The organism is Ectopseudomonas alcaliphila (assembly GCF_900101755.1).
GTDB lineage: Bacteria > Pseudomonadota > Gammaproteobacteria > Pseudomonadales > Pseudomonadaceae > Aquipseudomonas > Aquipseudomonas alcaliphila.
Genome location: NZ_FNAE01000001.1, coordinates 1 through 23,099 on the forward strand (window position 1 = coordinate 1; position 23,099 = coordinate 23,099).

Sequence of the window (23,099 nt, forward strand, 5' to 3'; positions counted from 1 at the left end):
CGCGCGCACATCGTCTGCCCGTACTCCAACGCCACCCGCGGCAACATCGACGTCACCTTGACCATCGTCTGACAGCTAGCAGCCAGCGCTCGCGGCCAAAGCCCGAGCGCGGCCCCAAGAGGAGAACCACCATGAAAACCCGCACCCTGTTCGCCACCGCCCTGACTGCTCTCGCGCTCAGCGCGTCGCTCACCACCCTCGCCCACAGTGCCGAGGCCACGCCCTACCGCTACGGCCAGAACCTGGATATCGCCAAGGTGATTTCCATCGACGTGCCCAACAGCTCGCAGTGCGAAGTGGTCACGGCGAAGATGACCTACCGCAACAGCGCGGGTGACGTGGAAGTTCTCAGCTACGAACAACTCTCCAGCGTTTGCACCAACCAGAACTGACAGCTAGCAGCCCAACTGATCGACAGGAGTTTGACCATGAACATTTCTCGCACTCTGACTGCCGGGCTGCTCGCTCTGGCCGTAAGCAGCAGCTTCGCAGCCGGCAGCCCCGGTGTGGAACGCAACACCCAGGGCTTCCTCGATGCACTGGCAGCCGGTGGCGGTCAGCCACTGGAAAGCCTCTCGCCGAAAGACGCCCGCGCCGTACTGGTAGGTGCCCAGGCCAGCGTCAAGGTGGACCTGTCCGGTATCGTCGTGGACACCAAGGTGATCCAGGTGAATGGCCAGTCGCTCACCCTCAAGGTGGTGCGCCCTGAAGGTGCTCGCGGCATTCTGCCGGGCTTCATGTTCTTTCACGGCGGCGGCTGGGTGCTGGGCGACTACCCGACCCACGAACGCCTGATCCGTGATCTGGTGGTGGGCTCAGGCGCTGCTGCGATCTACGTCGATTACACGCCGTCGCCGGAAGCCAAGTACCCGACCGCCATCAACCAGGCCTACGCCGCGACCAAATGGGTCGCCGACAACGGCAGCCAGATCGGTGTCGACGGCTCGCGTCTGGCCGTGGCCGGCAACAGCGTTGGTGGCAACATGGCCGCCGTGGTCGCCATCAAAGCCAAGGAAGCCGGTACGCCGAAACTGCGCGCCCAGGTGCTGCTGTGGCCGGTAACCGACGCCAGCTTCAACAACGCCTCCTACAACCAGTTCGCCGAAGGCCACTTCCTGACCCGCGGCATGATGGAATGGTTCTGGGACAACTACACCACCGACCCGAAGCAGCGTAACGAGATCTATGCATCGCCGCTGCGCGCCAGCCTGGAGCAGTTGCAAGGCCTGCCACCGGCTCTCGTACAGACCGCCGAGATGGACGTGCTGCGCGACGAAGGCGAAGCCTACGCTCGCCGCCTGAATGCCGCCGGCGTGCCAGTGACCGCCGTACGCTACAACGGCATGATCCACGACTACGGCCTGCTCAACGTAGTGTCGGAAGTCCCGGCGGTACGCTCCGCCATGGATCAGGCAGCACAGACGCTGAAGAACAGCCTCAAGTAAGCGGCTGAAAAACGAAACCCCGCTACCGTCACCGGTCGCGGGGTTTTGTTTTTTGTGGGGCGGCTTTTAGCTGCGGGTTGTTCCTGTCGCGGCTAAAGCCCCTCCCACCGTACTGCGAGATTACGCCAAGCTACGCACCTGCTCCCAGGTCAGATCCAGACACTTGCGCGCTTTCTCCACCAGCTCGTCGATCTCGGCAAGGCTGATCACCAGAGGGGGCGCGATGATCATGGTGTCACCCACGGCGCGCATGATCAGGCCATTGTTGAAGCAGTGGCCGCGGCAGACCATGCCCACGCCCACGTCACCGGAGAAGCGCTTGCGCATGGCCTTGTCCTGCACCAGTTCGATGGCACCGAGCATGCCGACGCCACGCACTTCGCCCACCAGCGGGTGATCCGCCAGCTCACGCAGGCGCTTCTGCAGGTAGGGCGCGGTTTCTGCCTTCACCCGTTCGACGATGCCCTCTTCCTTGAGAATGCGCAGGTTCTCCAGCCCCACCGCTGCCGCCACCGGATGCCCGGAATAGGTGAAGCCGTGGTTGAAGTCGCCGTGCGCCTCGATCACCTCGAACACCTTGTCGCTGACGATCAGCCCGCCCATCGGCACATAGCCGCTGGTAAGGCCCTTGGCGATGGTCATCAGGTCGGGTTTCAAATCGTAGTACTGGCTGCCGAACCACTCGCCGGTGCGGCCAAAACCACAGATCACCTCGTCGGCGACAAAGAGAATGTCGTACTTGGCGAGGATCTCCTTGATACGCGGCCAGTAGCTGTCCGGCGGGATGATCACACCACCCGCGCCCTGAATCGGCTCGGCGATGAAGGCCGCCACATTCTCCTCACCCAGCTCGAGAATCTTCTTCTCCAGCTGGTCGGCAGCCCAGATGCCGAAGGCCTCCGGGGCCATGTCACCGCCCTCACCGAACCAGTACGGCTGCGGGATGTGCGCGATGCCGGGAATAGGCAGGTCGCCCTGCTCGTGCATGAACTTCATGCCGCCGAGGCTGGCGCCGGCCACGGTGGAGCCGTGATAGCCGTTGTCGCGGCCGATGATGATCTTCTTGTTCGCCTGGCCCTTGCACGCCCAGTAGTGGCGCACCAGGCGCAGCATGGTGTCGTTGCCTTCGGAGCCCGAACCGGTAAAGAACACGTGGTTCATGCCGGCCGGCGCCAGCTGGGAGATGGCATGGGCCAGCTCCAGCACCGGCGGGTGGGCGGTCTGGAAGAAGGTGTTGTAGAACGGCAATTGACGCATCTGCGTAGCGGCAGCTTCGACCAGCTCCTCGCGGCCATAGCCGATGGCCACACACCACAGACCGGCCATGCCATCGAGGATCTTGTTGCCCTCGCTGTCCCACAGGTGCACGCCTTTTGCCTCGGTGATGATGCGCGGGCCCTTCTCGGCCAGCTGCTTGTAATCACTGAACGGCGCCAGGTGATGGGCCTGGCTCAGGGCCTGCCACTGGGCGGTTTTCGGGTTGTTCTGGGCGTTGTTCATGGCGCCTCCTTCTATCCGTGACATCAGAGATACCAGCGATATTCCCTGGCGTTGATGTCGTGCATGAAGGCCAGGTGATCCTGGCGTTTGTTCTCGCAATAGACCATGACGAACTCGCTGCCGAGGCCAGCGACGACGCGCTCGCTGGTCTGCATGCGGCGCACGGCGTCGAGCATGTCCTTGGGAAAGTCGACGCCGCTTTCGCGGTCGTCATTCAGCGGTGCGATGGGCTCGATCTTGGCGTCGAGGCCCTGCTCGATACTGGTCAGCAATGCCGCCAGCACCAGATAGGGGTTGGCATCGGCGCCCGGCAGGCGGAACTCCAGGCGCAGGTTGCGCGCGTCCGACTCGGGGATGCGCACGCAGGCGTCGCGATCCTCGAAGCCCCAGCTGGCCTGGCTCGCCGAGTTGACCTGGGCGCCGAAGCGGCGGTAGCTGTTGTGGTTCGGCGCGTAGATCGGCATCAACTCCGGCAGCAGACTCAGGCAGCCTGCCACGGCATGGCGCAGCGGGCGCTGCTCGTCACGCGTCAGCAGGTTGTCACCGGCTTCGTCGTAGAGGCTGACGTGGATGTGCATGCCACTGCCCGGGTACTGCAGGTACGGCTTGGCCATGAAGCTGGCGCGATGGCCGTATTTGAGCGCCACGCCACGGGTCAGCCGGCAGAACAGCGCCGACCAGTCGGCCGCCTGCAGCGGATCGGTGTTGTGGCTGAAGTTGATCTCGAACTGTCCCGGGCCGATCTCGGCGGTGATCACCGTGGTGTCGATGCCCTGCAGGCGCGCGGTCTCGGTGATGTCGCCGAGCACATCGGCGAAACGCGAGAGCCGCTCGATATGCATGTTCGGCTGGTCGTCGGCATCACCACTCAGATCATCGCGCGGGTACTGCGGCAAGCCGTCCTTGAGCGCCTTGTCGAACAGGTAGAACTCCAGCTCGAACGCCACCACCGGACGAATGCCGCGTGCGGCCAGGCGCTGCACCACGCGCGCCAACACCTCGCGCGGCTCGAACTCGATGGGCGCTTCGGTGCCATCGGAGCTGATCAGCATCTGCCCCAGCGGCTGGCGCTCCCAGTTCACCAGCTTGAGCGTGCCGGGAATCAGCCGCCGTGGCGCATCCGGGTCGCCATCGTGGAAGCAGTAGTCGCCGATCTCGTAGAGCCCGCCCTGAGCGCCGAGCAGCACGCAGTTTTGCGGCAACTTCAGGGCGCTGCCGGCGGCGACCTTTTCCAGCATCTCGATGGGATAGCGCTTGCCATAGAAGTGCCCGGGGATGTCCAGGCAGATCAGGTCGACGAAGCGCACCTCGGGATGGGCCTGGCGGAACTGGCGGACTTCATCGAGCAGCTCGACTCGGGTGGCGTTCATTATGGTTATTTCCGGTTTACGAGTAGGTTCAGGTGTAGATCCACAGCACGCGCGCAGGCGTGTCGCCCTGGTTGGCATAGCGCAAGCGCGCGTAGCTCGGCACCTGAAAGGCATCGCCGGGATACAGGGTGGCGCTCTCTTCGTCCTCGCCCAGCCACAGGGTCAGCTGACCCTCGAGCACGTAGCCGGCCTGCTCCGAGCGGTCGCTCATCTGCCGTTCGCCACTGCTGGCACCAGGCTCGAGCAGGCTGTCGACCACCATGAAGGCGCCTTGCAGCGTGGGTGAAGCCATGATGTCGGTGATACCGCCGGCCAGGTACAGGGTGCGACGCTCGTCCGGCCGGGTAACCCAGTCCAGTGCCTTGGGCTTGGGCAGGCTGTAGAAATAGGTGGTGGGTACGTCGAGCGCCTCACTGATGGCGGTCAGATCCTCCACCGTCGGACGCGACAGGCCACGCTCGACCTGCGAGAGAAAGCCCACGGAACGACCGATTCGCTCGGCCAGTTCGTTCAAGGTGACCTTCTTGTGCTTGCGCAGGTCGTGGATGAGCACGGCAAGGGCCGCCATCTCCAGATTCTTGTCCATATCAGAAATAGTCCCTGAGTCGATACCAGGCCTTGCCGATGGCCTCGAGCGGCGCCGCCAGGCGCTCGCCGAATGGGAATTGGCGATTGCGCAGTTGCTGGTACAGCGCCAGTTCGTCGTCATTGCCGAGAATGGCATCACTGACTGCCCGCGCCGCCGCCAGGGTCGGCAGCACACCGTGACCGGAAAAGCCCTGCAGCCAGTAGCGACCGTTCTCGCCGCCGATATCCGGGGTACGGCTACGGGTCACGTCGATATGCCCGCCCCAGGCAAAGTCGATGGTCACACCTGACAGCTGCGGGAACACGCGCTCGAGGAAAGGCCGGGTGGCGGCTGCCATGTCCCTTGGCAAACCACCCAGATAGGTGCAGCCGCCGCCGAACAGCAGGCGGTGATCCGGGGTGCGGCGGAAGTAATCGAGCACGAACTGGTTGTCGGTGACGCAGGCATTGCGCGGCAACAACGCCTCGGCACGCTCGGCGCCCAGCGCTTCGGTGGCAATCTGGTAGGTGCCGACCGGCAGAATCCGCCGTGCCAGGCGCGGCTCCAGATCATCGATATAGGTGTTGCAGGCCAGCACCAGGTTGTCGGCCTGCACGCTGCCCTGCCCGGTACGCACCCGATAGCCCCCGGCATGACGCTCCTGGCTCAGGGCGCGGCTCTGCTCGAAGATCTGCCCACCGGCACGCACGACCGCTTCGGCCAGACCGAGCGCCAACTTCAGTGGGTTGAGATGAGCGGCCTCAGGGTCGTAGAGGCCGGCGCGGTAACGCTCGCTGGCGATCCATTCCGGCATCTGCTCACGGGAGACGAACTGCAGCGCACGGTGCCCCCACTTATAAGCGGCCTCCTTTTGCCACTCATGCAGCTGCGCCACGCGCCGGGGCAGAACCGCCGTCCACAGATGACCACGGCTATAATCGCAGTCGAAGCCATGGCGCTGCGGCAGTTCGCGCAGCTCGCAAGCTGCCCAGGCCATGCCGTCCCACAGACGGCGGGCCCGCTCGAGGCCAAGAGCCTTTTCCAGCGGCGGCATATCGCACGACCAACCCAGTATCGCCTGCCCGCCATTACGTCCGGAGGCCGCCCAGGCCACACGACTGGCTTCGAGAACGATAACCCGCATCCCTGCCTCGGCCAGGCGCAGGGCGGTGTGCAAGCCACTGAAACCGGCGCCGATCACCAGTACATCGCACTGCCGATCATCTTGCAGCACGGGCTGATGGGTAAGTCGATCCTTGCAGCTATGGGCGTAATAGCTGTCGACGTGCTCACTGGCATGGTGAAACATAGATGGCTCATGAAATTTAAAATAATTAATTTCATGAAAATCTATAGAGATAATTTCACAAAGGCAAGCCTGACGGATCAGGCGACCTGCTGCTGCAACTCCATACCGCATTCGAGATGAGTGAACAGCCCTTCGTCTATCGCCTGGGCCAATACCCGGCGCAGGCCTTCGCTGCCGAGGAAAGCGTCGCGTGCCGCTGCCGAGCGCCACTGCCCTTCTACCAGCCAGATCAACGGATCAGTGCGCAGAGGGAACACACGCAGGCGTTCGCAACCTGGGAGATCTCGACCAACCTCATGCAACCGCGCCAGGCACTGCCCCAACCGGTTTGAACGGTCGTGGCGGGCGCGAACGGTCATACGGTGAATGATGCTCATGGCAACCTCCTGGAATTGAATCAATACATACCAGCAGCGTTTCGCTGCAGAACATGGGGCGCTGCGTCCGGCTCGGCAAAAGCCGCTTCGCCAACCGCTCTTGAGTCGAGCCAGGCAGTGGCGAGTAACAACAGGGTCAACGGCGCGATCAGCCATTTACTGGGCATGGCTCGCTCCTTTTATGACATGTGTGGCACCGCTCAGCGGGTGATATGGCTACTGCATGCGTTCGAGCCGGCGCAGAGGCAGCGCTCGATGGCGACAAAGATGAGGCAGAAGGTCATCAGAGCGTTAGTCGATTACTGGTAAATCCTTGCCTAAAACTCCAAGACAGGAAATCGCACCAACCAAGGGCATCGGTCCGCCAACCACCCTTGAAATACTCTGTATCACTGGTCATTTGCCCATTACTGGCAAATATTTGCCTAATCCTGCCGCCCCTCATGACTTGCCTGAAAAACCTGGCTAGGCTTCGCTGACTTTCAGGAGGCTCACCATGCAGTCACCCCTTCATACCGCTGCAACCCTCGATACTCCACTGGCTGAACTCAGCCATGAAATGGCACGTTTGGTTGAGCGCTTCGTGCCCGAGGATGGAATCCATATAACGGCCATTCCCGGTCTGAGGCTGGCACGCGCCACCACGCCCAGCCTACCCATGCAGACGGTATACGACCCTTGCCTGTGCATCATCGCGCAGGGCCGCAAGGAGGTGCGCCTGGGTGACGAACGCTATGTCTACGACCCACTGAACTATCTGGTGGCATCCGTGATGCTGCCGGTCACCGGCCGGGTGATCGAGGCCAGCCCGGATCACCCCTATCTGAGCATCGCGCTGGAGATCGATCCGGCGCTGATCAGCAGCCTGCTCACCGAAATGCCAGCGATTCCAGCCCCGGATGCGGCCTCACAGCGGGCGCTGTTTCTTGATCGCCTCGACCCGCGCCTGCTGGATGCGGTGATCCGTCTGCTGCGCCTGCTGGAAACCCCATCCGACATCGCCATGCTGGCGCCATTGGCATTGCGCGAGATTTTCTATCGAATGCTGCTCAGCCCGCAGGGTCACCGCCTGCATGAAGTGGTCATCGCCGACAGCCAGAGTCAGCGCATCTCCCGCGCCATCGAGTGGCTGCGCAAGAATTTCGATCAGCCGCTGCGTATCGAGGAGCTGGCCCGTGAGGTGAACCTGAGCCCCTCGACCCTGCACCACAGATTCAAGGCCGTCACGGCGTTCAGCCCGCTGCAGTACCAGAAGCAATTGCGCTTGCAGGAAGCCCGCCGGCTGATGCTGTGCGACAACCTCGAAGCGGCAGCGGCCAGCTATCGCGTCGGCTACGAGAGCCCATCGCAGTTCAGCCGCGAGTACAGCCGTTTGTTCGGCGATCCGCCGCAACGCGACATCGCCCGTCTGCGCCAGGCGGCGCAGAATCAGCAAGCATCCTGAACGCCGCCTTCCGTGGGAGGCGCTTTAGCGACGACGGTGCTCAGCAGCGCCTCTGATCGCGGCTAAAGCCCCTCCCACGACACCTGCTACAGCCCCATCTGCTTGGCGATGATCTCGTTCATGATCTCGCGCGTGCCGCCGCCAATGGAAAGAATGCGGTTGTCGCGATACAGGCGCTCGACCAGGGACTCGCGCCATTGAGGCCCAAATGCCGCCTCTACAATCCCATCTGCTTCGAAATGATCTCGTTCATGATCTCTCGCGTGCCGCCACCAATGGAAAGGATGCGGTTGTCGCGGTATAGGCGCTCGACCAGAGACTCTCGCATGTAGCCCATGCCACCCATGATCTGCACCGCATCGTAGGTCAGGCGATCAGCGATATCGGTGGCGAAGTTCTTGGCCATGGAAATCTCCTTGATCACGCTGCGGCCGGCGGCCATCTGTGCCGCCTGGCGGTAGGTGAATTCGCGAGAGACCTCGAGCTGCGTCGCCATCTCGGCCAGGCGATGCTTGAGCACCTGGAATTTGCCTATCGGCTTGCCGAACGCCTGGCGCTCGCGCGCCCATTTCATCGACTCTTCCAGGGCCAGTTGGGCGGTCATGTTGGCCATGATCGCCAGGCTCAGACGTTCGCTCTGGAAGTTGGCCATGATGCAGGCGAAGCCGGCGTTCTCCACGCCGATCAGGTTCTCCACCGGCACCCTGCAGTCATCGAAGAACAGCTCGGCGGTGTCGGACGCCCACCAGCCCATCTTCTTCAGCTTGCGGCCCACGCTGAAGCCCGGCGTGCCCTTCTCCACCAGCAGCAGGCTCACGCCACCGAAGCCGTCGCCACCGGTGCGCACCGCCACCGTGTAGTAATCGGCGCGCACGCCACTGGTGATGAAGGTCTTGCTGCCACTGATGCGGTAATGGTCGCCGTCACGTATGGCGCGTGTCTTGAGATTGGCCACGTCGGAGCCGCCGGAAGGCTCGGTCACTGCCAGCGCCATGATCTTCTCACCGGCCAGTACATGCGGCACGACGCGCTCACGCACGGCGGGCGTGGCCCATTTGACGATGGGCGGCAAGCCGATATCCAGCGAACCGAGACCAGCCACCAGGCCACCGGAGCCGCTGCGCATCAGTTCCTCGTTGGCCGCCACCTTGGCAAACACATCGCCCTCATGGCTGCCGCCGTACTGTTCGGGATAGCCAATACCGAGGATGCCCGCCGCGCCGGCCTTGAGGTACAGCTCGCGAGGAAACTCCTCGGCCTCTTCCCAGTCATCGATATGCGGCAGGATTTCACGCTCGACGAAGCGCCGAACGGAATCGCGAACCAGTTGGTGAGACTCATCGAAATACGATTGTGGGGCGGCCATGCGGGTACTCCCGTTATTGTTTTGGCCACCCTAACCTAGCGCTTGCTTGGTTTTCAAGCGAGCGTTTTACTTTTGCTCACGCAGCGCCTTTCTCACCCGCTCCCCCATTTCGTAAGCCGGCCTTTCGACTGACTGGAAATCGCGCGTATAGCGTCGAGCGAAGCCATCGGTTCCCCATTCGCGGTACTGCTGCACATGCCAAAGCTCATGCGCCCACAGCGCTGCATCCTGCTCGGCGGCATCGGCATTGCGAAACACCACCACATCGACCAGCGTGACGGCCTGCACATCGGGGTTCTGCAGCATGACGGTGGCGGCGTCCATCTCGTCGGTGATGCCTACGCGAAAGCGCACTTCGTCCAGCAACGCATCGTCGTAAAAGGGTGCGAGCTGCGCGCGAATCATCAGAGGAATCGGCTCGATCCCGGCTCGCAGCGCTGCCTGACGTGACTGCAGCAGCCAGGCTTCGAGCCTGGCCGCAGCCATATTCAGGCCGTCCTCACGCACCCGCACCGGATCGGGCACGCACAAGCAGGAAGCGCCCAGGCACACCTGCACCTGCCCGACCGGGCATTGAGCCTGTGCGGCCAGAGGCGCCCCAAGCAGGAGCAGCAGAGCATTACGGCACAGAGTGTCGGCGATCACGGGCACTCCGGGTCGAGAGGGTTTGGCTACTTACAGACTGATCGGGCGCCGACCAGCCAACGCGTGGGCCAGGGTGCCACCGTCGACCAGTTCCAATTCGCCACCCAGCGGCATGCCATGGGCGATACGCGATGCCACCAGACCTTTGCCGACAAGAATCTGCGCGATGTAGTGCGCCGTAGCCTCGCCCTCTACCGTCGGATTGGTGGCCAGGATCACTTCGCTGAAAGCACCGGCATCGATGCGTTCCAGCAGCGCAGGAATACCGATGGCCTCCGGCCCCAGACCATCGAGCGGCGACAGATGCCCCTTGAGCACGAAGTAACGACCGCGAAAACCGGTCTGCTCCACCGCGTGCACATCCATCGGGCCTTCCACCACACACAGCAGGCTGTCGTCGCGGCGCTCATCCAGACACAGCTGGCAGATTTCGTCCTCGCTCAAACTACGGCAGCGCTTGCAGTGCCCCACGCCCTCCATCGCCGCATTCAGCGCCTGCGCCAGCCGCTGACCGCCACTGCGATCACGCTCGAGCAGTTGCAGGGCCATGCGCTGAGCAGTCTTCTGCCCCACACCGGGCAAAATGCGCAGGGAGTCGATCAACTGGCGAATCAGAGGGCTGAAGCTCATGGAAGTCCTGCAAAAGTTGACGGGCAATGATCTGGTGGGCTAAAGCCCACCCTACGAACGGGTGCGTTTTGCACACCATCACCACGGGGCGACCAGACGGTATGCAGTACAAGGCGCGAAAGGCCGCGAGCACCGGAGTTTACGTCTGTAAATGAGGATGCTCGGGGCCTTTCGCAACGCAGTAATGCGTGCCGGCTGGGCGTCACAGGCTCAGAAGGGCATTTTGAAGCCGGGGGGTAGTTGCATGCCGGCGGTCATACCAGACATTTTCTCCTGGCTGTTCTGCTCGACCTTGCGCACCGCGTCGTTGACGGCAGCCGCAATCAGGTCTTCCAGCACTTCCTTGTCTTCCTGCATCAGGCTGTCGTCCAGGGTGATGCGCTTGACGTCATGACGACCGGTCATCACCACGCTGACCAGGCCGGCGCCGGACTGGCCGGTAACTTCGGCATTGGCCAGCTCTTCCTGCATCTTCTGCATCTTTTCCTGCATTTGCTGGGCCTGCTTCATCAGGCCTGCCATGCCACCTTTCATCATGTCGGTATCCTCGGTGTTCAGAATTAACTGGGGGTATCGATAGGTTCGATGCTGTCGTCGCGCACCTTGGCCGCGAACTGCTGAATCATCTGCTGCACCAACGGGTCGGCATGGATCGACGCCTCGGCGCTGCGCTGGCGGTCGGCACGGCGCCGGGCTGCGGCCTGCGCCGGAGTTTCCTGCTCGGGCTTGCACAACTCGATGCGCAATTTGATGCTGCGTCCCTGCTGCTGGTTCAGCGCATCATTCAGACGACGCTGCTGAGTCGGGTTGAACAGCGCACTGTGCGCCGGGTCTAGGTGCAGCAGCCAGTCATCGCCATTGGCTTCGATCAGGGTGCAGTTGGCTGCGATGCTGCCCGTCATGCCGCCCAGGCCAAGCTGCGGGAACAGTGACAGCCATTCAGCTGCCAGACCGGTAGCCGGCTTGGCGGCTGGCAACGGTTCTTCAACCACGGGCGCCACGGTTTCAGCCTGGCCAAAATCGTAGTCGAGGGTTTCGGCGTCCATTTCGACATAGTCGTAATCGCCGAGCGGTGGCTCGTCTTCACCGCCATCAGCATCGGCTACAGGTTGCACGCCCTCACTCGGTGCGGGCACTTCGACCGATGCAACTTGCGCGACTACCGGCTCTGCGGTTTTCACCTCTGGCTCTACCGGCGCAACAGGTTGAACGGGCTCCGCCACAGGCTCGACAGCCTTGGCAGTTTCCCAGGGGACATCAACCACGGGAGCAACCGGCTCGGGCTCGGGCTCGGCGGGCAGATTAGCGGCCGGCGCTACAGGCACTTCAACAGGCTGAACCGGCTCACTCGCGACAGGCGTGACACTCGGGGCCGGCATGACAGGACTCGGCTCAACGGCCGCCGGAACAGCGGGCACCTGTGCAACGGGGGCGACAGGAACTGGAGCAGAAACCACAGGAGCCGGCATAGCGGTGCCGGCCACTGGGTTTTGTTGGGAATCAGCAGTGGCCTGGCTGATCCCCAAGGGCTTTAGCGTGACCCTGGGCGCGTCATCGGCGCCCGCCGGGCGGAAGGCCAACATGCGCAGCAGCACCATCTCGAAGCCGCCGCGCGGTTCAGGCGCCAACGGTAGATCGCGACGACCGATCAACCCCATCTGATAGTAGAACTGCACGTCTTCGGCCGGCAGCGCCTGGGCCAGTTGCAGCACGCGCTCGCGGTCGCCCTGGCCATTGTCGACGGCCTCCGGCAGCGCCTGAGCGATGGCCACACGGTGCAGGACGTTGAGCATCTCCGACAGCACACCGTTCCAGTCCGGCCCCTGCTCGGCGAGATGACGCACCGCCTCGATCAGCGCCCGTGCATCGCCTTCGATCAGCGCATGCAGCACACCGTAGACCTGACCATGATCGAGCGTACCGAGCATGGCGCGCACGTCGGCCGCCAGCACCTTACCCTCGCCAAAGGCAATCGCCTGGTCGGTCAGGCTCATGGCGTCGCGCATCGAGCCATCGGCAGCACGACCGAGCAACCACAGGGCATCGTCCTCGAACGGTACGTTCTCGGCAGTCAATACGTGAGTCAGGTGCTCGACCACCCGCTCCGGCGGCATGTTCTTCAACGAGAACTGCAGGCAGCGCGACAGTACGGTGACCGGCAGTTTCTGCGGGTCGGTGGTGGCGAGCAGGAATTTGACGTGGGGCGGCGGCTCCTCCAGGGTCTTCAACAGGGCGTTGAAGGAACTGGTGGAGAGCATGTGCACTTCGTCGATCAGGTAGACCTTGAAGCGACCGCGACTCGGCGAGTACTGCACGTTGTCGAGCAGCTCACGGGTGTCTTCGACCTTGGTGCGGCTGGCGGCGTCCACTTCGATCAGATCGACGAAGCGCCCCTCATCGATTTCCCGACATACCGAGCAGGTGCCGCAAGGGGTGGAGCTGATGCCGGTTTCGCAGTTCAGGCACTTGGCAATGATCCGCGCGATGGTGGTCTTGCCCACACCACGAGTACCGGTGAACAGGTAGGCGTGGTGCAGGCGCTGGCTGTCCAGGGCGTTGATCAGGGCTTTGAGCACATGCGTCTGGCCGACCATTTCGCGGAACGAGCGCGGACGCCATTTACGTGCAAGAACCTGATAACTCATGGAAAACCGTCATATGAGGAAAGCAAAAGAGGGCTAATCCTAGCGGAGCAACCGGCAAATTGCATCCGCCACCCGCATGCGTGAAGCGGCATCACCCTGACTTGAGAAATAGCGCTGGTTATTTCTTGCACAAAGCATTATCATGCGCGCCGTTCGTACCACGCTGTAAGTCATTAAGGCCTTTGCGCCCCCTCGCTGGTTTCCCGGTTCAACGTCAAGCGCATCTCCGCGCTGCCGCCCTCCCCGATCCCATCTGCTGACTGATCAGGCCGACTCGCCGTTTATCGGTGCAGTTCCTCTGCCTGCCTCCGACGTACCGACCACGCCGAAGAACCGTAACAATGGAACTTTATCGTGCTAATCAAGCTCCGATCGGTTGACATGCTATGGCCGTTTTTCCGGCCAACCACATGGAGCTACACCACGCGCATCGATGCGCACATGCTTTAAGGAATACCCAAAAAAATGAATGCTCAACATCAAATTCAGAAAGCCATCAGCACCCTGACTCACGCCTTCGCTCCGTTCGATTGCCGCATCCAGGCAACTCGCAAGGGCAGCTTCAGCTTTACCCTGGTCGACAAGACCGGTATCGCCCAGTACAGCCAGCGCCTCTACCCAGGCCAGTACAGCGACGAGTCGCTGCAACAGGTGATCGAGCGTACCCGCCAGTCGCTGACTGCATGAACTAAGTCGTCATCCTGAGGTCGAAGGTGACCAACCTCAGGATGGAGTAGGACATGGAACTCACCAACCAACAGCTCGTCGATCACCTGTTCAATCCCTTGCGTGCCAGCTTCAGCTCACCACGACCGGACGGCAGCATCATCCTCGCCCTGCTCGACGAGAGCGACAGCACCGTCTACAGCCGCGTCCTCGCCAAGCCACAGATCAACGACCAGAATGCCTTCGCCCAGAGCCTGGAAGAAATCCGCCTGGAACTGGCCGTTCGCGCCGGCAATATCCCGGCCGATCTGCGCAAGACACTCAAGGAACAGGACAGCGTGTTGAATTACCGCATCGCCTGAGGCTGCAAACACCCAAAAGCCCGCGCCCATAACGCGGGCTTTTTATTGCGCACAGCAAAAAGCCGCCAGATAGACGCTGAGGATTTTGAGGTGAAAAGAGGATGGCGACAGCCTGGAAAACTGGAGGTGGACCCTACCAGCCACACCCCGGCACACGATGTTCCCGCTGTGGCTGCTCCCTTCCGGGCCTGACCAGGTTAACGGGTAATCGTTGCGAGGGGACCGGCAGGGCCACCATAACGCTGCTCGCCATTGCAACGAGCCGCGCCATTGTAACGGCTAAACGCAAACTTACAACTGCTTCAAACACTTAGATACGCGAGACACTCACATCACACCCGGAAACGCCCCACCAACTGGGCCAGCCCGTGGGACAGCTCGGACAGGTGCTGGCTGGCGCGCGTGCTCTGTTCGGAGGTCTGTGCCGCTTCGTTGGAGAGGTCGCGAATATCGCTGATATTGCGGGCGATCTCCTCGGTGACGCTGCTCTGTTCCTCGCAGGCGGTGGCGATCTGCGCAGCCATATCGTTGATGCGCTGAACCGAATCGCCGGTCACGCTCAAAGCCTGATCGACACCCGCCGCCTGCTCGACGCTCTGCCGCGCCCGTGCACTGCCCGAATGCGTGGCCTTGACCGCATTCTGCACACCAGCCTGCAGACGCTCGATCATCTGCTGGATGTCCTTGGTCGACTCTTGGGTACGCGCTGCCAGCGCCCGCACCTCATCGGCGACCACGGCAAAACCGCGGCCCTGCTCCCCTGCCCGCGCCGCCTCGATGGCCGCGTTGAGTGCGAGCAGGTTGGTCTGCTCGGCAATGCCCTTGATCACCGCCAGTACCGCACCGATGTTGGCCGTCTCCTGCTCCAGGGTCTGGATGGTGTCGGAGGCGCTTTCCACCTCCTGGGCCAGTTGACGAATCGAATGAATGGTCGCGCCGACCACCTGGGCACCCTCGCGTGACTGCACTTCGGCGCTCCGCGCCGCATCGGCTGCATTCTGCGCATTGCGCGCCACCTCATGCACTGCCGCGCTCATTTCAGTAGCCGCAGTGCTGACCTGATCCACTGCCGCGTGCTCGCTGCTGATCAATCGATCATTGGCGGCCGCCATGCCGGCGAGACTCTGCGCCGAGTCGGCCACCTCACCAGTGACCCTTCCGACTTCCTTGATCAACGGCTGCAGCTTGTCGAGAAAGCGGTTGAAGGCATGACTGAGCTTGCCCAGTTCGTCCCTGGACAGCACGTCCAGGCGTACCCGCAGGTCGCCATCACCGTCGGCAATCTGTTCGATTCGATGGAGCAGGCTGTGCAGCGGACGAGTCACCAACAACGGGAAGCCCACCACCAGCACCACACACACCAGCAGGCCAATGGCGATGATCAGTCCCTGCTGCCAGACCAGCGCTTCGCCGCGGCCAATGGCCTCGGTGCCAACCGCATTGGCCGCGCTGTCTTCCAATTCACCGAGCTGGTCGATGGCAGTACGCGCCTCTTCGAACTGCGCCTCGCTATCGCCAAAGCTGAGCCGGCTGGCGCCTTCCGGGTCGCTGGAGGCCAGCTCCAGCACCCGCTGCGAGGTGGCCTTCCAGCGCTCGAAGCCGCGATCGAAGTCCGCCACCAATGCCAGCGCCTCGCTGCCGGGCTGCATGTCGGCGAACTTGTGCACACGGTCGTAGGCCTGCTGCAGGTTCTCGGCGTGAGTTTCCTTGAGCGCGGCGACGTGCTCACCCGCGCCCTCACCGAGCAGGCTGCGCTCAGCGACGAAGGCCTGGTAAAGATCGCGGTCGGCGTTGAGCAGCAGGCTGATGGCCGGCAGATGGCGATTGGTCAGTGTGGTACTGGATTCGGCCACCTGAGTGATGCCGCGCACTCCCAACGTCCCCATCGCCACCAGCAAGGCGGCCAACAACAGAATGGGCAAGGCAATCTTCCAGCGGAACCCCAGATCGGCAAATACGCGCAACATGATGGCACCCCAGCATTAGGCAAGTATCAGTAGCTTAGTCGAGCCTCGCCAAGTCGCCGTCTGGCCGTGCCAAAAAGCACGAAAACCCTGGCGCTGAGCTAGTCTTCTGCAACACCACCCGCGCCACTCGTCGCATCCCGCAGTTCGGCCCTGATGAGCATTCCGAGGCACGCGCACGCCACCTCAGGAGCAGCCATGGCCAGTTCGCACAGCCCTTTCCATCCGATCATCTACGTTCGTGGTTATGCCATGACACCGGGGGAAATCGACCAGACCAGCGCCGACCCCTTCTGCGGCTTCAATCTCGGCTCCACCGTCTACCGCGCGGTAGCGGAAAAGACTCGCCAGCCGCGCAAGTTCGTCTTCGAGTCGCCGGTGATACGCCTGGCCTCGGAATTCGACTACCAGGACGTCTACGAAGATGGTTACGACATTCTCGATCCCGAGTGGGCCGCCAACCCGGATAACCGTCTGAGCAGCCGCTCGATCATCATCTACCGCTATTACGACGAGGCCTCGCGACTGCTCGGTATAGGTAGCGCACCGAGCCTGGAGGTATTCGCCAGCAAGCTTGGCGAGCTGATTCTCAGGGTGCGCGAGCTGGTATGCGCCAACCCGAAGAGCGCCATCACCAAGACCGACTTCCGTTGCTACCTGGTGGCCCATTCGATGGGAGGTCTGGTCTGCCGAGGTCTGCTGCAAAATCCCAAGCTGGATCCGGGCGGCGCGGCGCAGCTGGTGGACAAGGTGTTCACCTACGCCACGCCACACAACGGTATCGACCTGCTCGGCATCAACCCGCCAAGCTGGCTGAGCCTTAGCGACATCAGCAATTTCAACCGACAGCGCCTGGCGACCTTTCTGGATCTGGAAGCCACCTACACGCTCACCGAGCGCGTCGACTGGCTACCCGAGGCACGCTTTCCATCCAAACGCTTCTTCTGCATGGTCGGCACCAACCGCATGGACTACGAAGCCGGCCTGGGCCTGTCGCGTACCTTCGCCGGGCATGGCAGCGACGGCCTGGTACGCATCGACAACGCGACCCTCTGCGGCCTGGACGCTCGCGGCAAACCGACAGCCCCCTGCGCCAAGGCCTTTACCTATCGAGCCCATTCCGGCTACTTCGGCATCGTCAACAGTGAAGAGGCTTACCAGAATCTCACGCGTTTTCTGTTCGGCGATGTGCGTGTGGACATCTGGGCTGAAGTCGACGCCATCACCCTGCCCAAGGAGCTGCGCAAGGCTGCAAGCCAGGGGCAGACGGTCAATGCCCTGTACCAGTTCGAAGTGCTCGCCGCACCCCGTGGCAAGCTCTGGTACCTGAGCCGGCGCACCGCCGAGGAGGATTCGGTGGCCTGCCTCGCCCATCAGCACTGGCTCAAGGCACCGCAGGAAAACGGCAAGCTGTACCTCGGCAGCCTGTTTCTCGCTGATCGGGCGCGCGTGAACAGCAGGCGCAAGGGGCTGGCCTATACCCTGACCTTCAACGTGCGGGTACCGGACTACGAGGTGGAGCGCAAACTATGGATCAACCAGCACTTCGAGGGCAGCTATCTGTTCCGTAACAGCCTGGCGCTGGAAATAACCCCGCCCACTACCGGCAGTGACTGGCAGGTGAGCCACGCCTGGCAAAACCAGGGGGTGCACAGCGCCGACCGCAAACTCGATGGCAACATTCAGAAGGATGGAAGACTGGAGATCGAGGTGCCGTTTGACAGCGCCAGCGAACCCGGCATCAGCGGCCGGCTGCGGTTTTTGGTCGCACGCTGGAACCACCAGGACTGATGCGACACTAAGCCCTATCGGAAATGCCGTTGCGGCACTGCCGAACCATGCCTTTTATGTTAGCGTTCCCAAGTTTTCGGCTGTGCCGCCCCATGTCTGCGGCGCCGAACCTCTCACCTGCAAACGGAGTTACATCATGGCAATCACCAAAGACCAACTGATCAGCGACCTGGCCGAGGCCGTATCCCTGCCCAAAGCCACTGTCCGCACCCTGATCGATCAGTTGGGCGAAATTGTCGGCGACGCGCTGGAAAACGACGGTGAGATCACCCTGCCAGGCATCGGCAAGCTGAAAGTGAGTGAGCGCCCGGCCCGCACTGGCCGCAACCCGCAGACCGGCAAAGCCATCGAAATCGCTGCCAAGAAAGTGGTCAAGCTGGTACCTGCCAAGGCCCTGACCGACGGCCTGAACTGAGTGTTCGCCAGCCCAGGCGCTATGCCTGGGCTGGCTCAGCCCTGCTTATTTCACCACCTGCAACTCAGTGACGATGTAGCGGCTGCCTTGCTGCTGCACTTGAAAATTCACTTTCTCTCCCGCTGAAACCCCTTCCAGCAATTCCGGCTTCTCGACCTCGAACACCATGGTCATCGGCGGCATGCCGATACTGGCGATGGGGCCGTGGCGCAGGGTGATCTTCTGCGCACCGACATCGATCTTGCGCACCTCGCCCTGACTCAGCGGCGCCGGCTCGGCAGCCTGCAGCGGCAGGCTGAACAGCGCGGCCATGGCCGCGACGATAACGGTATTTCTCATCATGCATCTCCTATGGGGTCAGTCGGCCAGCACCTGGACGGTGCCGACCATGCCGGCCTGGTAGTGGCCAGCGATCAGGCAGGCGAAATCGAATTCGCCTGCGCGGTTGAAGGTCCAGATCATCTCGCCGCTCTGCCCCGGCGCAACGTGGGCCATATAGGGCTCGGCGTGCTCCATACCGGGAAACCGCTGCATCGCCTCGGCATGTTCATCCAGCGTTTCGCGGGTGCCGATGACGAACTCGTGGAGGATCTTGCCGTCGTTGTGGTGGACGAAACGGATGGTCTCGCCCTGCTTGAACTGCAGCCGATCCGGGGTAAAGCGCATCTGATCGGTCATGCGGATCTCGATGGTGCGGTCGACCTGGCTGGCCTCGCCGGCGATGCCCCAGGGCTTCTGTTCCTTGACCGTTGCCACGGCGTGATGGCCCTTGTGCGCCTCGCTGTGGGCCAGTACCGGACCGGCCACCAGCAAGCCGGCCACGAGCACCAGGGTAGAAAGGGTTGTCTGTTTCATCTGCGTGTTCCTCAAATTGAGCTGGCAGCGTCTCTAATCAGGCGCTGCGTCAAGTCGCTTCGCGGCTAAAGCGCAATGCCGCCCAGCCGCTCCTACATGAGTCGTTTTCAGCACCCGTCAATGCCCGCCATGCCCGCTCGGCTTGCGTACCTGCACTTCCACCGGTGTCTCGAGCGGCTGCTTGAGCGGCATCGACTGGCCACCAGCATCGTGCGCACGGCTTGGGCTGGCCAGTGCACCCTCCCACTCATAGGCCACGGTGCCAGCTGGGTGCTTGAACCAGCCGGGGTCGCGGTAGTCGCCGGCGGTCTGTTCCTTGCGCACCTTGAGCATGGTGAACATGCCGCCCATTTCCACCGAACCGAAGGGGCCGTCGCCGGTCATCATCGGCACGGTGTTGTCCGGTAGCGGCATCTGCATCTCCGCCATGTCGGCCATACCGCGCTCGCCCATCACCATGTAGTCCGGCACCAGCTTGGCGATCTTGCGGGTCATGTCGCGGTGATCGACGCCGACCAGGGTCGGCACGTCGTGGCCCATGGCGTTCATGGTGTGGTGGCTCTTGTGGCAGTGCAGCGCCCAGTCGCCTTCCTCGTCGGCGATGAATTCGAGCTGGCGCATCTGCCCCACCGCCACGTCGGCGGTCACCTCCGGCCAGCGCGAACCGACCGGGGTGGGCCCGCCGTCGGTGCCGGTTACCTCGAACTCGTGGCCGTGCAGGTGGATCGGGTGGTTGGTCATGGTCAGGTTGCCGACGCGCAGACGCACGCGCTCGCCCTGGCGCGCCACCAGCGGGTCGATGCCGGGGAACACGCGGCTGTTGAAGGTCCACAGGTTGAAGTCGAGCATCTGCATGATCTTCGGCGTGTAGGCGCCCGGCTCGATGTCGTAGGCGCTGAGCAGCAAGCAATAGTCGCGGTCCACCTCGCTGATCAGCGGGTGGTGCTCCTTGGGGTGGGTGACCCAGAAGCCCATCATGCCCATGGCCATCTGCACCATCTCGTCGGCGTGCGGGTGGTACATGAAGGTGCCGGGACGGCGGGCGACGAACTCGTAGACGAAGGTCTTGCCCACCGGAATCGCGGGCTGGGTCAGGCCCGCCACGCCATCCATGCCGTTGGGCAAACGCTGGCCATGCCAGTGGATGCTGGTGTGCTCGGGCAGCTTGTTGGTGACGAAGATGCGCACCCGGTCGCCCTCCACCACCTCGATGGTCGGCCCCGGCGACTGACCGTTGTAGCCCCACAGGTGGGCCTTGTAGCCGGGCGCCAGCTCGCGCACCACCGGCTCGGCAACTAGGTGGAACTCCTTGACGCCGTTGTTCATGCGCCACGGCAGAGTCCAACCGTTGAGGGTGACCACCGGGTTGTAGGGCAGCCCGCTGTTCGGCTGCAGCGGCGGCTGGGTGTCGGCGCTGGCCTGCAGCACCGGTTCGGGCAGGGCCGCCAGGGATACCCGGCTGACCGCCGAAGTGGCCACCGCAGCGCCGATAGCGCTGGCCCCGAGAAAGAAATCGCGTCGTGAAACCATCACAGAAATCCTTGTTCAGTGGCCAGCGGCGGCCGGCTCGGCAGCAGCGGCAGGCGCCGCGCCGAGCGAGGGGTTGGGAGTGCCCAGCAGGGCCATGTCGAGGTCGGCGCGGGCCAGCCAGAAATCACGCTGCGCCTGCAGGTAGCCGTCCACCGCCTGTACCTGGCGACGCGCATCGGCGAGCAGATCGAAAGTGCTGATGAACATGCCGTTGTAGCGCAGCAGGTTTTCCTCGGCGATGCGCTGACGCAGCGGCAGCACCTCGGCGCGGTAGTGGCGTGCCAGCTCGAAGGCGTTGCGGTAGGCGTGATAGGCCTCACGCACCTGCGAGCGGGCGTTGATCGCCGTCTCGGCCGCGCGATTGAGTGCCTGACGATACTGCGCCTCGGCCCGCGCCACCTTGGCGCCGCTCCAGTCGAACAGCGGCAACTCGACGCTGATCTCGTAGCCGCGCTGGGTCGGTTCCTCGTTGGAGCGGTTGTTGACCACGCCCAGCTCCAGCACGTTGATGAAACGCGTGGTGCGGGTCAGGCCGAGGTTCTGCGCCAGGCGCTCGGCATCCAGGCGCACGGCCTGGATGTCCTGGCGCTGACTCATGGCCAGGCGCTCCACGTCCGGCAACTGGTCCGCAGTTTTCGGCAGCGCCGGCAGGCGTTCGGGCAGCCGGTAGTCGAGCTGCTCGCCCCACAGACCGAGCAGCCGGGTCAGTTGCTCGCGGCTGCGTACCCGCGCCTGCTCGGCGTGGATCAGGCCGATGCCGGCCTCGGCGTAGAAGGTCTGCTGCTCGGCCTGCTGCAGCTTGCTGAAATTGCCCACCGCGGCCAGGCGCCGGGCCAACTCGGCGCCGGTCTCTGCGGCTTCCAGCACCTGCCGCGCGTAGACCAGGCTCTCCTCGGCGGCCACAGCCTGGTACCAGGCCTTGCGCGTTTCGCTGGCCAGGTCGAACACCGCCAGGCTGGTCTGTCGTTGCAGCTGCTCGAAGCGGCGGCCTTCCAGACGGGAGGTCATCGGCAGGGCGATCAGCCGCGCCAGATTCAGGTGTAGGCCGCGCTCGTACTCGACCTCGCTGCCCTTCTCCAGGCGGCCGTAGGAGAAGCCGGGATTGGGCAGGCGCCCGGCCTGCACCCGCTCGGCCTCGCCGATGCCCAGCTCGTCGAAGGACGCCTGCAGGCCGCGATTGTTGAGCAGCGCCAGCTGCACAGCGGCGTCCAGGCTCAGGGGTTCGGCCAGCAGCTCGGTGACCCGCGCGTCGATCTGACCGCGACCGGCTTCGTCGCGGGCCCACAGCAGTTGCTTGTCCAACTGGCGCTCGCTGGCCTGCTGCACCGGGTCGAAACCGCCGTCCTGGCTGAAACTGGCGCAGCCGGCCAATAGCGACATGGCGCAGAGCAGCGCGAAGGGCTTAGTGATGACCATGGCCACCTCCCTCGGCGGGCTCGGCACCCTGCTCGGCCGGCTGCTCCCAGCCTTCCATGCTGTAGGTACGCCAGCCGCCGATACGGCCGACCAGGTCGTTGGCCGCGCGCCAGTCCTGCAACGGCTCGTCGGCCTGCGCGCGGTAGTCTTTCAGAGGGGAACGGTAATCCTGCGCCGGCACGGCGGCGTTGGCGTCCAGCGGGTCGGGCTGGGCCGCCAGCAGGATGCCGGGCAGCGCCAGGGCAGCGATGCCCAGCAGCCTTCCGGCAAGGGAATGCAAAGTCATGATGTGTTCTCGCATATGGCGGCCAGGCGGCCGCGTGAGCTACAGGCGCCGATTGACGACGCTATCTAAGGGGCTCAGGCGAGAGAAAGACGCGGGGGGCGTTCGGGCGTGTCGGCCACGCCGACGATAAGGCGGTCGGGCCAGGTTGTAGCTGGCTCGACGGTTTGCAGGGCAGAGTCGTTCAGAAACGGCTGGTTGGGCGCTGCGACCCCGACGCAAAAGGCGCACAGGGCACACACGCTGCCATCGGTGGGAGCATCGCTGTCGGCAGCAGGCGCGACAGCCTGATGCGCGCCATGCGCGTTATCGGTAGCCATGTCTTGATGCGTGCCGTGCTCGCTGCCAGTTACCTGCATCGCAGCGCTGCGGTGCACCTGCTCGCACAACTGCATGCCGAGCGCCGCCATGGCCTGTGCCGGCAGGGCCAGCATCAGTATCCAGATCAGGGCGAAACGCAGGGTCTTGCGCATAGAGGTCGCGAAGCCAGAGTCAGAGGGCGATGGGCCGGATTATCC

Annotated in this window: 26 protein-coding genes, 1 other RNA gene and 1 pseudogene; 8 read left to right on the forward strand and 20 right to left on the reverse strand. The window is 63.3% G+C overall.

Annotation, left to right across the window (positions count from 1 at the left end):
- The 3 genes and pseudogenes from BLR77_RS24915 to BLR77_RS00010 form a co-directional block, all read left to right on the forward strand.
- Positions 1-72 (forward strand): annotated as a pseudogene (locus tag BLR77_RS24915) (organic hydroperoxide resistance protein); the annotation flags it as partial.
- Positions 73-131: 59 nt separating this feature from the next.
- On the forward strand, positions 132-392 hold the full coding sequence (locus BLR77_RS00005) for a DUF2790 domain-containing protein (RefSeq protein WP_074674865.1): 261 nt from the start codon (positions 132-134) through the stop codon (positions 390-392).
- Between the two features lie 36 nt (positions 393-428).
- A complete protein-coding gene (locus tag BLR77_RS00010; protein ID WP_074674866.1) occupies positions 429-1,445 on the forward strand; it encodes an alpha/beta hydrolase in 1,017 nt (338 codons plus the stop codon).
- A gap of 120 nt (positions 1,446-1,565) precedes the next feature.
- On the opposite strand, the gene BLR77_RS00015 is transcribed toward BLR77_RS00010, so the two are convergent.
- The 6 genes from BLR77_RS00015 to BLR77_RS25560 all read right to left on the reverse strand — a co-directional run bounded on the left by BLR77_RS00015 (position 1,566) and on the right by BLR77_RS25560 (position 6,736).
- On the reverse strand, positions 1,566-2,945 hold the full coding sequence (locus BLR77_RS00015; protein WP_074674867.1) for an aspartate aminotransferase family protein: 1,380 nt from the start codon (positions 2,943-2,945) through the stop codon (positions 1,566-1,568).
- Positions 2,946-2,968: 23 nt separating this feature from the next.
- Complete coding sequence (locus BLR77_RS00020; protein ID WP_074674868.1) at positions 2,969-4,315, reverse strand: glutamine synthetase family protein; 1,347 nt, start codon at positions 4,313-4,315, stop codon at positions 2,969-2,971.
- Positions 4,316-4,343: 28 nt separating this feature from the next.
- A complete protein-coding gene (locus BLR77_RS00025; protein WP_017677233.1) occupies positions 4,344-4,901 on the reverse strand; it encodes a helix-turn-helix domain-containing protein in 558 nt (185 codons plus the stop codon).
- A gap of 1 nt (position 4,902) precedes the next feature.
- Entirely contained in the window at positions 4,903-6,192 is a 1,290-nt protein-coding gene (locus BLR77_RS00030; protein WP_074674869.1) for an NAD(P)/FAD-dependent oxidoreductase, read from the reverse strand.
- A 77-nt stretch (positions 6,193-6,269) separates the two neighbouring features.
- Entirely contained in the window at positions 6,270-6,569 is a 300-nt protein-coding gene (locus BLR77_RS00035; protein WP_074674870.1) for an antibiotic biosynthesis monooxygenase, read from the reverse strand.
- Between the two features lie 20 nt (positions 6,570-6,589).
- Entirely contained in the window at positions 6,590-6,736 is a 147-nt protein-coding gene (locus BLR77_RS25560) for a hypothetical protein (protein ID WP_021489869.1), read from the reverse strand.
- A 329-nt stretch (positions 6,737-7,065) separates the two neighbouring features.
- Between BLR77_RS25560 and BLR77_RS00040 the strand changes: the two genes are divergently transcribed.
- On the forward strand, positions 7,066-8,013 hold the full coding sequence (locus BLR77_RS00040; protein WP_074674871.1) for an AraC family transcriptional regulator: 948 nt from the start codon (positions 7,066-7,068) through the stop codon (positions 8,011-8,013).
- 86 nt (positions 8,014-8,099) lie between these two features.
- Here the strand turns inward: BLR77_RS00040 and BLR77_RS25915 are convergent, their stop codons facing one another.
- The 6 genes from BLR77_RS25915 to dnaX form a co-directional block, all read right to left on the reverse strand.
- Positions 8,100-8,315, reverse strand: a complete 216-nt coding sequence (locus tag BLR77_RS25915) for an acyl-CoA dehydrogenase family protein (protein WP_083366036.1) — start codon at positions 8,313-8,315, stop codon at positions 8,100-8,102.
- On the reverse strand, positions 8,231-9,379 hold the full coding sequence (locus BLR77_RS00050) for an acyl-CoA dehydrogenase family protein (RefSeq protein ID WP_074674872.1): 1,149 nt from the start codon (positions 9,377-9,379) through the stop codon (positions 8,231-8,233). The genes BLR77_RS25915 and BLR77_RS00050 overlap by 85 nt, the downstream gene beginning before the upstream one ends.
- 66 nt (positions 9,380-9,445) lie before the next feature.
- Complete coding sequence (locus tag BLR77_RS00055; RefSeq protein WP_074674873.1) at positions 9,446-10,024, reverse strand: eCIS core domain-containing protein; 579 nt, start codon at positions 10,022-10,024, stop codon at positions 9,446-9,448.
- Between the two features lie 30 nt (positions 10,025-10,054).
- A complete protein-coding gene (gene recR / locus BLR77_RS00060; RefSeq protein ID WP_074674874.1) occupies positions 10,055-10,654 on the reverse strand; it encodes a recombination mediator RecR in 600 nt (199 codons plus the stop codon).
- A 210-nt stretch (positions 10,655-10,864) separates the two neighbouring features.
- Positions 10,865-11,191 (reverse strand): YbaB/EbfC family nucleoid-associated protein, encoded by a 327-nt coding sequence (locus BLR77_RS00065; protein WP_003460931.1) that lies wholly within the window; start codon positions 11,189-11,191, stop codon positions 10,865-10,867.
- Between the two features lie 23 nt (positions 11,192-11,214).
- Complete coding sequence (dnaX, locus tag BLR77_RS00070; RefSeq protein WP_074674875.1) at positions 11,215-13,299, reverse strand: DNA polymerase III subunit gamma/tau; 2,085 nt, start codon at positions 13,297-13,299, stop codon at positions 11,215-11,217.
- Positions 13,300-13,764: 465 nt separating this feature from the next.
- Here dnaX and BLR77_RS00075 point away from each other — a divergent pair, with 465 nt between their 5' ends.
- Both BLR77_RS00075 and BLR77_RS00080 read left to right on the forward strand, forming a co-directional pair.
- A complete protein-coding gene (locus tag BLR77_RS00075) occupies positions 13,765-13,986 on the forward strand; it encodes a hypothetical protein (protein WP_003460929.1) in 222 nt (73 codons plus the stop codon).
- A gap of 53 nt (positions 13,987-14,039) precedes the next feature.
- Entirely contained in the window at positions 14,040-14,327 is a 288-nt protein-coding gene (locus BLR77_RS00080) for a DUF3509 domain-containing protein (protein WP_017677242.1), read from the forward strand.
- A gap of 131 nt (positions 14,328-14,458) precedes the next feature.
- On the opposite strand, the gene ffs is transcribed toward BLR77_RS00080, so the two are convergent.
- Positions 14,459-14,555, reverse strand: an RNA gene (gene ffs, locus BLR77_RS00085) — signal recognition particle sRNA small type.
- A 104-nt stretch (positions 14,556-14,659) separates the two neighbouring features.
- A complete protein-coding gene (locus BLR77_RS00090) occupies positions 14,660-16,294 on the reverse strand; it encodes a methyl-accepting chemotaxis protein (RefSeq protein ID WP_074674876.1) in 1,635 nt (544 codons plus the stop codon).
- Between the two features lie 195 nt (positions 16,295-16,489).
- On the opposite strand from BLR77_RS00090, the gene BLR77_RS00095 reads away from it, so the two are divergent.
- Both BLR77_RS00095 and BLR77_RS00100 read left to right on the forward strand, forming a co-directional pair.
- On the forward strand, positions 16,490-18,082 hold the full coding sequence (locus BLR77_RS00095) for an esterase/lipase family protein (protein ID WP_074674877.1): 1,593 nt from the start codon (positions 16,490-16,492) through the stop codon (positions 18,080-18,082).
- Positions 18,083-18,218: 136 nt separating this feature from the next.
- Positions 18,219-18,497, forward strand: coding sequence for an HU family DNA-binding protein (locus tag BLR77_RS00100; RefSeq protein WP_017677253.1), 279 nt, complete (start codon positions 18,219-18,221; stop codon positions 18,495-18,497).
- Between the two features lie 45 nt (positions 18,498-18,542).
- Here BLR77_RS00100 and BLR77_RS00105 read toward each other — a convergent pair whose 3' ends face one another.
- The 6 genes from BLR77_RS00105 to BLR77_RS00130 all read right to left on the reverse strand — a co-directional run bounded on the left by BLR77_RS00105 (position 18,543) and on the right by BLR77_RS00130 (position 23,054).
- Positions 18,543-18,836, reverse strand: a complete 294-nt coding sequence (locus BLR77_RS00105) for a copper-binding protein (protein WP_074674878.1) — start codon at positions 18,834-18,836, stop codon at positions 18,543-18,545.
- Between the two features lie 18 nt (positions 18,837-18,854).
- A complete protein-coding gene (locus BLR77_RS00110; protein WP_074674879.1) occupies positions 18,855-19,352 on the reverse strand; it encodes a cupredoxin domain-containing protein in 498 nt (165 codons plus the stop codon).
- 117 nt (positions 19,353-19,469) lie between these two features.
- On the reverse strand, positions 19,470-20,882 hold the full coding sequence (locus BLR77_RS00115; RefSeq protein WP_074674880.1) for a multicopper oxidase family protein: 1,413 nt from the start codon (positions 20,880-20,882) through the stop codon (positions 19,470-19,472).
- 15 nt (positions 20,883-20,897) lie between these two features.
- Entirely contained in the window at positions 20,898-22,298 is a 1,401-nt protein-coding gene (locus tag BLR77_RS00120) for a TolC family protein (RefSeq protein ID WP_074674881.1), read from the reverse strand.
- Entirely contained in the window at positions 22,285-22,584 is a 300-nt protein-coding gene (locus tag BLR77_RS00125; RefSeq protein ID WP_074674882.1) for a hypothetical protein, read from the reverse strand. Before BLR77_RS00125 ends, BLR77_RS00120 begins: the two co-directional genes overlap by 14 nt.
- Before the next feature lie 74 nt (positions 22,585-22,658).
- Positions 22,659-23,054, reverse strand: a complete 396-nt coding sequence (locus BLR77_RS00130) for a hypothetical protein (RefSeq protein WP_074674883.1) — start codon at positions 23,052-23,054, stop codon at positions 22,659-22,661.
- Positions 23,055-23,099: the final 45 nt, after the last annotated feature.